The 11517-nt window shown below is 60.3% G+C and carries 15 protein-coding genes; 6 read left to right on the top strand and 9 right to left on the bottom strand.

Going from position 1 to position 11517, the window contains the following annotated elements; translation table 11 throughout:
• The first annotated feature begins 20 nt into the window (after positions 1 to 20).
• The 4 genes from P7F28_RS16590 to P7F28_RS16605 are packed head-to-tail and all read left to right on the top strand — an operon-like array spanning position 21 to position 2140.
• Entirely contained in the window at positions 21 to 572 is a 552-nt protein-coding gene (locus tag P7F28_RS16590; RefSeq protein WP_277185595.1) for a type 1 glutamine amidotransferase domain-containing protein, read from the top strand.
• Positions 573 to 604: 32 nt separating this feature from the next.
• A complete protein-coding gene (locus P7F28_RS16595) occupies positions 605 to 1165 on the top strand; it encodes a DUF4142 domain-containing protein (RefSeq protein ID WP_277185596.1) in 561 nt (186 codons plus the stop codon).
• Positions 1162 to 1524 (top strand): DUF1488 domain-containing protein, encoded by a 363-nt coding sequence (locus tag P7F28_RS16600; protein ID WP_306805922.1) that lies wholly within the window; start codon positions 1162 to 1164, stop codon positions 1522 to 1524. Before P7F28_RS16595 ends, P7F28_RS16600 begins: the two co-directional genes overlap by 4 nt.
• 40 nt (positions 1525 to 1564) lie before the next feature.
• A complete protein-coding gene (locus P7F28_RS16605; protein WP_277185597.1) occupies positions 1565 to 2140 on the top strand; it encodes a hypothetical protein in 576 nt (191 codons plus the stop codon).
• Positions 2141 to 2179: 39 nt separating this feature from the next.
• On the opposite strand, the gene P7F28_RS16610 is transcribed toward P7F28_RS16605, so the two are convergent.
• Positions 2180 to 2431 carry a hypothetical protein gene (locus P7F28_RS16610; RefSeq protein WP_277185598.1) on the bottom strand — a complete coding sequence of 84 codons (252 nt, stop codon included), beginning with the start codon at positions 2429 to 2431 and terminating at the stop codon, positions 2180 to 2182.
• Between the two features lie 174 nt (positions 2432 to 2605).
• Here P7F28_RS16610 and P7F28_RS16615 point away from each other — a divergent pair, with 174 nt between their 5' ends.
• On the top strand, positions 2606 to 3058 hold the full coding sequence (locus P7F28_RS16615; protein ID WP_277185599.1) for a PA2169 family four-helix-bundle protein: 453 nt from the start codon (positions 2606 to 2608) through the stop codon (positions 3056 to 3058).
• Between the two features lie 78 nt (positions 3059 to 3136).
• Here the strand turns inward: P7F28_RS16615 and P7F28_RS16620 are convergent, their stop codons facing one another.
• Both P7F28_RS16620 and P7F28_RS16625 read right to left on the bottom strand, forming a co-directional pair.
• Positions 3137 to 3352 carry a hypothetical protein gene (locus P7F28_RS16620; RefSeq protein ID WP_277185600.1) on the bottom strand — a complete coding sequence of 72 codons (216 nt, stop codon included), beginning with the start codon at positions 3350 to 3352 and terminating at the stop codon, positions 3137 to 3139.
• Positions 3353 to 3634: 282 nt separating this feature from the next.
• Positions 3635 to 3973 carry a BON domain-containing protein gene (locus P7F28_RS16625; protein WP_277185601.1) on the bottom strand — a complete coding sequence of 113 codons (339 nt, stop codon included), beginning with the start codon at positions 3971 to 3973 and terminating at the stop codon, positions 3635 to 3637.
• 439 nt (positions 3974 to 4412) lie between these two features.
• Here P7F28_RS16625 and P7F28_RS16630 point away from each other — a divergent pair, with 439 nt between their 5' ends.
• Entirely contained in the window at positions 4413 to 5903 is a 1491-nt protein-coding gene (locus P7F28_RS16630) for an RNA polymerase factor sigma-54 (protein WP_277185602.1), read from the top strand.
• A gap of 13 nt (positions 5904 to 5916) precedes the next feature.
• Here the strand turns inward: P7F28_RS16630 and P7F28_RS16635 are convergent, their stop codons facing one another.
• The 6 genes from P7F28_RS16635 to P7F28_RS16660 form a co-directional block, all read right to left on the bottom strand.
• Complete coding sequence (locus P7F28_RS16635; protein ID WP_277185603.1) at positions 5917 to 6834, bottom strand: YihY/virulence factor BrkB family protein; 918 nt, start codon at positions 6832 to 6834, stop codon at positions 5917 to 5919.
• Between the two features lie 74 nt (positions 6835 to 6908).
• Entirely contained in the window at positions 6909 to 7268 is a 360-nt protein-coding gene (locus P7F28_RS16640) for a chemotaxis protein (protein ID WP_277185604.1), read from the bottom strand.
• 108 nt (positions 7269 to 7376) lie between these two features.
• Positions 7377 to 8828, bottom strand: coding sequence for an alpha,alpha-trehalose-phosphate synthase (UDP-forming) (otsA, locus tag P7F28_RS16645; protein WP_277185605.1), 1452 nt, complete (start codon positions 8826 to 8828; stop codon positions 7377 to 7379).
• Between the two features lie 202 nt (positions 8829 to 9030).
• Positions 9031 to 9267 (bottom strand): hypothetical protein, encoded by a 237-nt coding sequence (locus P7F28_RS16650; protein ID WP_277185606.1) that lies wholly within the window; start codon positions 9265 to 9267, stop codon positions 9031 to 9033.
• A gap of 230 nt (positions 9268 to 9497) precedes the next feature.
• Positions 9498 to 9716 (bottom strand): hypothetical protein, encoded by a 219-nt coding sequence (locus tag P7F28_RS16655; protein WP_277185607.1) that lies wholly within the window; start codon positions 9714 to 9716, stop codon positions 9498 to 9500.
• Between the two features lie 224 nt (positions 9717 to 9940).
• Positions 9941 to 11344, bottom strand: a complete 1404-nt coding sequence (locus P7F28_RS16660; protein WP_277185608.1) for a sigma-54 dependent transcriptional regulator — start codon at positions 11342 to 11344, stop codon at positions 9941 to 9943.
• Positions 11345 to 11517 lie beyond the last annotated feature (173 nt).

An 11517-nucleotide genomic window follows, 5' to 3' on the forward strand; every position in this document is an offset into this window, starting at 1 on the left:
CGCAGACAAGGAGTGTCTTCATGGCAACGTCCCTCACCGGCTACAAGGTCGCAATTCTCGCAGTCGATGGCTTCGAACAGGCCGAGCTCGTCGAGCCACAACGCGCGCTGAAAGCGGCCGGCGCGGAAGTGGTCGTGATCTCGCAGAAGCCCGGCCAGATCCAGGGTTTCAAACACGTCGATAAAGGCGATAAGGTCGATGTCGATCTCACGCTCGATGCAGCCAACGCCGCCGATTACGACGCACTCGTTCTGCCCGGCGGCGTCGTCAACAGCGATGCGATCCGGCTCGATTCGAAAGCGCAGGAATTCGTCAAGGAAGCCGATCGCGCGAAGAAGCCGATCGCGGTGATCTGCCACGGCGGCTGGCTGCCGATTTCCGCAGGGATTATCGCGGGCCGCACCATGACGAGCTGGCCGAGCCTTCAGGACGATGTGCGTAACGCCGGCGGCACGTGGGTCGATCAGGAAGTGCAGATCGACGGCAATCTCATCACCAGCCGCAAGCCCGACGATATCCCTGCGTTCAATCAAGCGCTGATCGATGCGCTTGGCCGCGCACGCGCCGCGTAATGCCGACAATGCCCGATAACAGGAGACACGCCATGCGTAAGACATCGCTCAACTCATCCTGGCCGCATATGCTGGCGGCGACGGCGTTCGCGCTGGTTTCGGCTGTATCGATTGCGCCGAACGCATGGTCGCAAACCGAAGCCGCGCAGTCGCAAAAGCTCTCCGCCAACGATCAGCAGTTCGTACAGGACGCGGGCACCGCAGGCGCGACCGAAATCGCCGCCAGCAAGCTCGCGCTCTCGCATTCGAACGACAAGCAGGTGAAGGACTTCGCACAGCGAATGATCGTCGATCATACGAAGCTCGCGCGTAATCTCGATGTGATCGCCAAACGGCATGGCATCACCGCCGCGCCGAGCGCGGATTCATCGGTGATCGGCAGTTTGCAAAATCTCAAGGGCACGGATTTCGACAAGGCCTATATTGATAAGGTGGCCGTGCAAGGGCATCAAAAGGCCGTCGAGTTATTCAAGAACGAAAGCGAAAACGGCAACGATGCCGCGCTCAAGGCCGCCGCCGCGAAGGCCCTGCCCGTCATCACCCATCACGATGCCATGGCTCAGCAGCTTGCGAAGGCGAAGGCGTCGTCATGAGGGTTTTCGACGCGCCGTCCGCCGACGGCAGCCGTGTCATCCATGCGCGCCCAGCCTATGAGGACTCGACCATGCACATCACCTTTCCAGACGATCCGCCTTCATTCGATGGCGACGAGCTCGCCGTTCATTTCACTGCGTTAGTCGATGGCGAAACCGTCGTGTGTTCGATCAGCGCAGAGGCGCTTGAAGATCATTTCGGCGCGGAATCGGCGCGTGAGGAAGATTTGATGCCCGCGTTCGAGCGCGGCGAGGCGCGCATCCGCTCGGTCTGCGCCGAAGCGCTCGATGACAACGGCGGCGAATCGGTCGTGCTGCGTTCGGGTCTATTCCGCGTCGCCGGGCTGGAACCGGACTGAGCGCGACCTTTAACCCAGGAATCGAATCAAAGGAGGGAATATGTCCCTGATCATTGCAGGCCGATTTCAGACCTTTCCCGCCGCCGAATCCGCCGCGCAGAAATTGTTCGCGCGCGGATTCGTCGAAGAGGACGTGACCTTGTTCTTCGTCAATCCAAGCGGACAGCATGCGCGCCATCCGATCGGCGGCGATGTCGGCACCGACGCGGGCGCGCGTGCAGCGCCCAAGGGCGCGGGTAAGGGCGTGACCATCGGCGCGGTCGTGGGTGCAGTTATCGGTGCGGCGATTTTTGCGATCTTCAAAGCGCCGCTGCTGGTGTCGGTGATCGCGGCGGGCGTCGGCGCGTACATCGGCTCGCTGGCGGGCGCGATGTCGCATACGAAGGGCAAGTCCGGCTCTGCCTTGCATGACGAGGGTCCGACGCGTCACGCGGGCGTGCTGGTTGCCGTGCACGTCTCGCCCGACACGCAAACGCAAGCCGCAACGATTCTGCGCGAAGCGGGCGGTATCGAAATTGAAAAGGCTTCAGGGCGCTGGAAGCAAGGCCGCTGGAGCGATTTCGATCCGCTTCAGCCGCCGCATCCGGTTGGCGAGTTTGCACAACCGCGCGCATAAGACAACGACATCGCCCGCATCAAAGCGGGCGATGTCTTTTTATACCCAGGGACGCGCAGCAAGCGTTATCCGCATGTTCGTACGCAATTCGCAATCGGCAGGCACCGCGCGCGCTTTGCTATCGTCCTGATCGTTCGATGCCGTCGGTTCGCACATTCTTCCGTACTGAACCTGTTGCGAAGGCTGCGTTGACGTGTCTTCATGCAACCGCACATGCATCGTAATCGCCGATGCAACGATCGCCACGAGCACAAGAAATTCGCGGCTGGCGAGCCAGTTGAAGTGTTTCAATCGCCTTCTCCCTTTGTCGATTCGATGCGCGCTCCCGAGGTCGGAGCGGCGCTGTAGTGCCGCTCACGCAGCAAGTCACATGCCTCCGATGAAACGCGTTTCGGGCACGCTGCATGCGCTATTGCAGGCAGCAACAAACAGCAGGACAACGTCAAATCACAACGGAGGTGGAATATGAGCACGAACGTCGTATCGGTACTCAATGATCTCGTCGAAACGTCGAAGGACGGCGAAAAGGGCTTTCTCAAGGCCGCCGAAGATACGCGCGATCCAAGCCTCAAGCTGCTGTTTCAGAACCGCGCCGAAGCATGCACGCGCGGTGCCGCCGAGCTACAGGAAATCGTCCAGCGTCTGGGCGGCAAGCCGGAAACGGGCGGATCGGTGGCGGGCGCGCTGCATCGCGGATGGGTCGATGTAAAGTCGGCCGTGAGCGGCCACAGCGATCACGCGATTCTCGCCGAGTGCGAACGCGGTGAAGATGCGGCGAAGAAGAACTATCGCCAGGCGCTGGATAAGGATCTGCCGGCGGATATTCGCGCGGTGGTGGAACGTCAATATCAAGGCGTGCTGGAGAATCACGATCGCATTCGCGATCTGCGCGATCAGTACGCAGCAGCGAAGTCGTAATACGTCGCTGAAGCAGTAAAGCAAACGGCCGCTCGAAAGCGGCCGTTTTTTTGCATCAGCAAACTAAAGTCACATGCCTTACTGCGGCTGACCCTTGTCATTCGTGCCCAGCGCCGATGCCGCCGCAGCCGCCGATGCGCCCTTCAGCTTGTGCGCCTTGTTCTGCTGATGCAGATTGGTGCCCTTCTGCTTCTTGGTCATCGTCGCACCTGTATCCGACGCTGCCTGTGCAAACGCGGCCGTCGAAAATGCAAATGCCAGCGCGCCAATCAATGCCATCTTTTTCGTCATCATGAAGAGCTCCTTTTGCCGGGGCATCCGAACGCCGCGAGAGGACATTCGAGCGCCGCCTGTGAGTATCGGCCTGAGTTGGCCGAACTTCGTTATTGACCAACGTTCGATGATGCTGCGAGGTACTGCCGCTGCGACTGCCTTTATGCAAGAACCCGCGCTCGTGGCCCGAATCGCAGTAAAAAGCGCTGCGAACGAGACCCGGCGCGGGTTCCGGTGCATCGGTCCTGCCGCCACGGCCCGCTTGAGCGAACCGGACAACTGAACTATGCCATTACTCGCCGATTACTTGGCGGCAATTTTGAGATGGTTCTTCACGGATGCAACACCCGACACGTTCTTCACCGTGTCTTCCGCAGCCGTCTTGTCGGCAGCCGACGGCACCGTGCCCGTCAGCGAGACCACACCTGCGCGGCTCTTGACGTGGATATGCGTGGGCTTCACATCCTTCGCGCCGAGCAGTTCGGCCTTGACCTTGGTGGTCAGCGCGCCGTCATCGACCTTTTGGCCGACGGTTGCGCCCGTGCTTTCCGATGCGCCCGTCGTCGTCTGCGCGTTCACGTTCAGCGCGAACACGACGCATGCAATACCGCCAGCGGCTTTCAGAAGTTGAGTCGTCTTCATGGCAATTCTCCATTTTCTCGATTGTCGTCTTGCGCGCCCTTGATAAGTTGAGGCGCCCCGTTTGTTGCCCGTCGATGCCATTGGTGGATATCGATCGGACACGGCCTTCCTCTCGCAACTCGCGTGCCGCAGCGCAGAAAAAGCGTAGGCAGTCTTGACCGGCCGGCGCAAAAGTCGTCGGAAAATCAAGGGGTTGAGACGGACAAAGAGCAGACAAAAATTTCTTGCAAGCGTGCTTGCGTGAACATTGGCGCGTCCGGCGAAACGCGCGTCGCTTTTGTCTGAAGCCGTGTAAAAAGTGCGCGAAAAGCGGTCTGCCGAACACTCGGGTTATGTCGGATGCAAATTGGAAATCCCTGCTGCGATACGCATTTAGCAACGCATGGCACAGTGGTTGCTTTATTAGAGGCCACAACGAACTACCGAGGATTTGCTCGCAATGCCGCCTTCACTCGAACTCCGCACCAAGCAAAGTCTCGCGCTGACGCCGCGCCTTCAACAGTCGGTCCGTCTGCTCCAACTATCGTCGATCGAGTTTCAGCAGGAATTGCGCAACGCGCTCGACACTAATCCATTCCTCGAATACGACGAGTCGCAGACGGAAGACAATGCGCTCGGCACCGATAACGGCAGTTCGATGAGCGAGACATCGCTTTCGACCTCGTCCGATACCGCAACGGAAGCGCCGCTCACCGCCGAAGCCAGCATGGAAGGCGATGTCGCCACCGACAGCGGCTCGCGCGACGATTCCATCAGCGAGTTCTCCTCCGATCCGTTCGGCCGTGGCGCATCGCGCAATAACGGCGATGGTGAAGGCTCTGATCCTGCCGATTGGGTTCGCATCGAACCGTCGCTGCATGAGACTTTGCACGATGCGCTGCGTCTGTACCAGCTCGGCGAACGCGACCGCGCGATTGCGCAACTCATCATCGAAGCGCTGGACGACGATGGTTATCTGCGTCAGGACATGGCCGAACTGGCCAATGTTGTCGAGATCGAACCGGCGCTTAGCGAAGACGAGCTCGTGATCGCGCTGAAGCTGGTGCAGTCGCTCGATAAACCGGGCGTCGGCGCGCGCAATCTCTCGGAATGTCTCACGCTTCAACTTCAGGCAATGGACGAAGACACGCCGGGCCGCGATGTCGCGAAGGAAATCGTCGCGCATCATCTGGAGCGTCTGGCTCGCCGTGAGCAAGCCGAATTGCAGAAGAAGATCGGGTGCAGCGCGGATGAACTGCGCATTGCCTGCGCGCTGGTGCGCAAGCTCGATCCGAAACCGGGCGAGAATTACGGCCAGAACGAAGACAACTATGTCGTGCCCGATGTGATCGTGCGTCCGGTCAAGAAGCAGTGGGTCGTGACGATCAATCCGGCGGTGCTGCCGCGCGCACGTATCCATCGCATGTATGCGGATTTGTTTGCGCAGTCGGCTGGCGCGAGCCGTTCGCCGCTCGCGCAACAGTTGCAAGAAGCGCGCTGGTTGATCCGCAACGCACAGCAACGCTTCACGACGATTCAGCGCGTGGCCGAATGTATTGTGTCGCATCAAAAGGCGTTCTTCGATTACGGCGAAATTGCGTTGAAGCCGCTGGTTCTGCGCGATGTCGCCGACGAACTCGGCCTGCACGAATCGACGATTTCGCGTGCGACGGGCAACAAGTACATGTCCACGCCGCGCGGCATCTTCGAGTTCAAACACTTCTTCCCGCGCGAGCTTTCGACGGAAAGTGGCGGTACATGTTCAGCCGCCGCCGTGCGCGCGCTGCTGAAGGAAATGATCTCGAAGGAAAATTCGAGCGATCCGCTGTCGGATGTGAGTCTGGCGAAGATGCTCGCGGATCAGGGCGTGATTGTCGCGCGCCGGACGGTCGCGAAGTATCGCCATTTGATGAAGGTGCCGCCGGCGGAATTGCGTCGGGTAACGGCCTGAGTTTCTGCGCAGCCTAGCGCCAACCGGACGCGCGATGCGTCCGTTTGCGCGCTGCGGTTGCGGCCAGTTCAGCGCCGAGTAAAAACACCGCCGCCGAGTAGTAAAGCCACATCAAAATAATCACGAGCGATCCGGCCGCGCCGAACATATTCGCCGTTCCCGCGTGCTGCAAATACAGCGAGAACAGGCGCTTTCCTCCTTCGAACAGCAACGCAGCGGCGGTCGCGCCGAGCAGCGCGTCGCGCCACATCATGCGCGTGGTCGGCAATATCTTGAGCAGCACGGTAAAAGCCAGCGTCAACATACCGATCGATATCGCGCGCCGCGTCAGCGATGACAACACGATAAACGGATTGCCGTCGCCCAGCGCCCAATGACCGAGCACTTCGACGAGCGCATCGAGCACGAGCAGCGCAACGACAAGCAAACCCGCGCCGATTACCAGACCGAAGGACATCGCTCGCACGCGCAACAGCGAAACGATGCTCTCGCGCGTGCTCACCGCAGGCGTCGGCCAGATCACATTCAGCGCGCTATGCAGCGATGAAAACGTCGCCGATGCGCCGATCAACACGCCCGCGAGCGACAAAATCGCCGTGCTGCGCGCGATATCCGCGTGCCACGCGTTCGCGACGATCGCTTCCAGCGCGTGTGCGGCATCGTTGCCAACGACGCCGCTGATTTCATCGAACAAGCGTCCCTGCACGGCATCGGCGCCGAAAAAAATGCTCGCCACCGAAATGACGATCACCAAAGTCGGTGCCAGCGAAAATGCCGCGAAAAACGCAATCGATGCGGAGAACATCAGGCAATGATCCTGCGTCCATTGCGTGATCGGATCGACGATCCACGACAGCCAGCCGAACCGCGATGTGCGGCCCGAGGCGAGTGGCGTGGTGGAGGATCCGGGCGTCGGAACTTCTGGATTCATCGGCGAAAAAAGGCGGTTGAACGATATCAACCGCCGATGTTAGCCCGGCCACGCCAACTGCGTGTAAAGCGCGATTAAGTTTGATCTTCGTCGGCGGCGGGATCGGCCGTGTCATCGTCGAGATTGCGGATCTCGGACTCGTCTTCGATTTCGTCCGGCAGGATATCCGCGTCGGCTTCGAGATTGTTATCGCCGTCGGCGGAGGCGAGTTCGCCGGTGCCGTAGCGGTCGGTATCGCTATCGAGTTCGGCTTGCGACTGGCCGAGCGCGTGTTGATCGAGCTCGTCTTCGATATCGCCCGGATAGCGCTTTTCGCCTTGTACATCCGAGCCGCTATCGGACGAATCGCTTGGGCCGAGTGCACCCGTGCCGTGTCCCTTGCCTACTTCGACTTCGCCTTCCTCATTCGGATTCAACGTGCTGCCGCTCATCATGACCTCCTTCGTAGTTGTCCATGATGAAAGCGCAAAACGCGTTCCGCGAGCGCATGAAAAAGCCCCGCGCGATGTGCATCGCGCGGGGCTTCTGAAAAGCAAAACGCGTCAGGCTTTTGCAGCAGGCCGCTTGATATTCGATGTCGCGCCCTTCACCGTTTTCACGGTCTTTTCGGTCACGGAAGCAGCCGTCGCGACGCTGCGCAAATCGGACAGGAACGAGTCGCGCCACACGGAAAGATTGTTCTCACGCAGCGGCGCCATCATGTCGGCGTGACGCGCCTGACGTTCGGCGAGCGGCATCGACAAGGCGCGTTCCAATGCTTCGGACATCTGCGAGAGATCGAACGGATTCACCACCAGCGCGCCCGGCAACTGATCCGCCGCGCCCGCGAATTGCGACAGCACGAGCGCGCCCGGATCGGCCGGATCTTGCGATGCGACGTATTCCTTCGCCACCAGATTCATGCCGTCGCGCAGCGGCGTCACATAACCGACCTGCGACAAACGGAACAGCGCCATCAGCAGATTGCGCTCGTATTTGCGGTTGAGATACTGGATCGGCGTCCAGTCGAGCTGCGCGAATCGGCCATTGATGCGCCCCGCTTCGCCCTCCAGATTTTGACGAATCCGCTGATACGTCTGCACGTCCGATCGCGTTGGCGGCGCAATCTGCACCAGCGACACGCGGCCATGCCAGCCCGGCGCATTCAGCAGCAAACGCTCGAACGCCTGAAAGCGCTCGACCAGCCCCTTCGAATAATCCAGACGATCCACGCTCATGATGAGCTTGCGGCCGCGCATGCTGTCGCGCAGGCTTTTCACCTGCTTGCGGTTGGCAAACTGATCGGCAGCCTTGGCAATCGCATCGGGATAAATGCCGATCGGGTACGCGCCGACCTTCATCATGCGGCCGAACGCCTGCAACATGCCGTCGTCGCTGAAATGCCCGCGTCCCGTTCGTTCGATGTAATCCACGAACGATTGTTTGTCGCTCTCGGTCTGGAAGCCGACCACATCGTACTGGCACATCGCCGCGATCAGTTCTTCGTGCGGTGGCACCGTGCGCATCATTTCCGGCACCGGAAACGGAATATGCAGGAAGAAGCCAATCGGATTATTCACGCCGATCTTCCGCAATTCATTGGCGAACGGCAGCATGTGATAGTCGTGAACCCACATGATGTCGTCGGGTTCCAGCATCTTCTTGAGCTTGGCGGCCAGCATGCAGTTCACCCGCATATAGCCAGAATACTCTTCGCGATCGTAACGCGACAAATCATTGCGATAGTGGAAGGTCGGCCACAGCGTGGCGTTCGAGAATCCACGGTAATACTGGTCGTAATCGCGACGCGTGAGACCCACGGTCGCGTACGTTACGTTGCCGCTCTTTTCCAGAACGGGGTCGGCCGCCTCGCCGACAATTTCGCCGCTCCAGCCGAACCATACGCCGCCCGTCTCCTTGAGCGCGTCCAGAACGCCGATTGCGAGACCGCCCGCGCTGGGCTTGCCTTCCTGGATCGGCGCGACGCGATTCGATACCACGATCAATCTGCTCATTACTGCGTCACCTCATCAGTTGTCGTTGTTCGCTCGAAATGGCGCGTAAAAGTATGCAATCTTCGTGCCGCTTTGTTGCATCGCGGAAACAAAAATTCGTATCCATCTGTAACGGACGAACGAAAACACGCGACGATTGCGCGTCGCGTAGAAAATTTTCTTCATTTGCCGGAGGAATGCGTCCGGCGCGTAGGACGGCGCGTCACGAGTCCTGCTCGGAACCCAGGTCGCGTTGATAGTCGATTCCTTCGGTACGCGCGCCGCCCTGATTGTGTTCGCCATCGGGCGGAACGCCAGGCGCGGCGCGGTTCTGGCCAGCGGGATCGTGATCGGGCGGTGGCGTCGCGCCGCCCGGTGCGCCAGCCGCCTTGGCCGCTTCTGCGCGCGCTTCGCGCTTGGAAGAATGACGCGCGGAGCGTCGAAGTGCGGGATGCCTCATGGTGCCTCCACAAATGAAGGCCGTCGCGTGGTGACGTGGCGGCGTCGGACCGGATGCGCCGTTCTCTCTCAGACAAACGGCGCTACATCAGAAAAAACGACCGGAAACGCGCTCCGCCTCCGGCCATTATTGCTTCATCCGTTGTAATCCCTACGTACGGGATGGAAACTTATTCAAAGCTTGCACGAATTCAGGGAATCGGGTCCTGCGTCCGCTTCTGCTCTTAGCCCTCAATGCACATGCGGCGTTTCATTCGGTCCGGGCGGCGGATCGCCGATCGGCTGAGTCGGTGGTCCCGGCGGTTCGCGCGTCGGATCGGGATTCGTGTCGGGCGGAATCGGGGTCGGCGGCGGTTGATCGGGCGGGGTCACCGGCGGGTCGGGCGGCTGCGGTGTCTGCGCGTCGATCCGCGCATTGCGCCACACGGTTTCGGATGCGAAATCGGACATTGCGGGCTCCTTGCGGTCTTGTGATCGTCATCGCTCCGGGTGACTGCGCCCAACGCGCATTCACGCCCGAAGGTCATACAGAAGACAGCAAGGCACATGCCCCTGAAACCGCGATCCGTGCGCCTGCATGCATCTCATTATCGACCTTGAAATGCTGCCTGCCAATAAAAACGCCCGCGCTTTTGCAAGCAGCGGGCGTGGTTTTGTCTAAAGATAAGCGACGTTCAGGGATTTTCCTGATCCGCATCGCTGACTTCGCCCCCTTCTCCGACGGCCGCTTTATGCGCGTCTTCGCCATATTCGACGAGCCGGTTATAGAGCGTTTTCAGGCTGATGCCGAGGATTTCCGCCGCGCGCGTTTTCACGCCGCCGCACTGCTCCAGCGTCGCCAGAATCAGCTGCCGATCCGCCTGCGCCAGCGATGTGCCGAACGGAATGGTCACCGCCGTGCCCGCCGATGGCTTCGACAGCGAGATTTGCAACGGCACCGTGGCGGTGGCATCGGAATCGGATGCGGACATGATGTACGCGCGCTGCACGTAGTTCTTCAGTTCGCGCACGTTGCCCGGCCAGTTATACGACGCCAGCATTTCGCGCACGGCGGCGGGGAAGTCCTTCTTCGTGCCGTAACGCGCGTTGAGTTCGTCGAGGAACGCCTGTCCGAGCAGTTCGACATCCTTACCGCGTTCGCGCAGCGGCGGCAGGTTGATCGGGAACACATTCAGACGGTGATACAAGTCCAGACGCAGCTTCCCTTCCAACACCGCTTGTTCAGGATCCCGATTGGTCGCGGCGATCAGGCGCACGTCAGTCTCGATTTCCTTGGTCGTGCCGACGCGCATAAACATGCCGGTTTCGAGCACGCGCAGCAGCTTGACCTGAAGCTCGATCGGCATTTCGGTGATTTCATCGAGGAACAGCGTGCCGCCGTTCGCGCGCTCGAAATAACCCTTGTGCTGCCGGTCCGCGCCCGTGAACGAGCCGCGCTCGTGACCGAACATTTCCGATTCGATCAGATTCGGCGAAATCGCGCCGCAGTTCACCGCGATAAACGAATGCTTGCGGCGCAGGCTCAGCTCGTGAAGCGTCTGCGCGGCGACTTCCTTGCCCGTACCCGATTCGCCGATCAGCAGCACCGAAGCGGCTGTCGGCGCGACGCGGCCAACCTGGTCGTAGACGGTCTGCATCGCGGGCGAATTGCCGAGCATCAGACCGAAGCGGCCCATGCGGCGCAACTCGCCGCGCAGCGTGCCGATTTCCGCCTTCAGATCGCCAGCGCGCGGCAGGCGCGACAGAATCGCCTTGACGCGCTGCATGTTGATCGGCTTGACGAGATAATCCGCCGCGCCCATTTTCAGCGCGCTCACCGCCGATTCCACCGTCGCGTGGCCGGTGATAACGATGAATTCCACGCCCGAACGCGGGTCCAGATCTTCGAACAGATCGACGCCCGTTCCGTCGGGCAGCTTCAAATCGGTGAATACGACGTCCGGCGTCTGGCGCACGAGCTGAATGCGGGCCTCGCGCAGATCGCCTGCGGTAGCCGTAGTCAGTCCGTCTTCGCCGATGATCGCGGCTAGCGCCTCGCGGGTACTGGGATCGTCATCGACAATCAATACGTGTGGCATGCGTCTTGAGTTCTTCCAAAGCGTTTCAGGGTCACACGTTGCGACTTCCGAAAGTCATACGCAGCGTGGTCTTCTCCGGATGCAGTCCGCAATCCGGGCCGGTGCGTTTTAAAGATCGTGACGACCGATTAAAACGCGAGCAATAAAATAATTTCCGATTTTCTGCACGCTTG

This window comes from Caballeronia sp. BR00000012568055 (assembly GCF_029439455.1).
Lineage (GTDB): Bacteria > Pseudomonadota > Gammaproteobacteria > Burkholderiales > Burkholderiaceae > Caballeronia.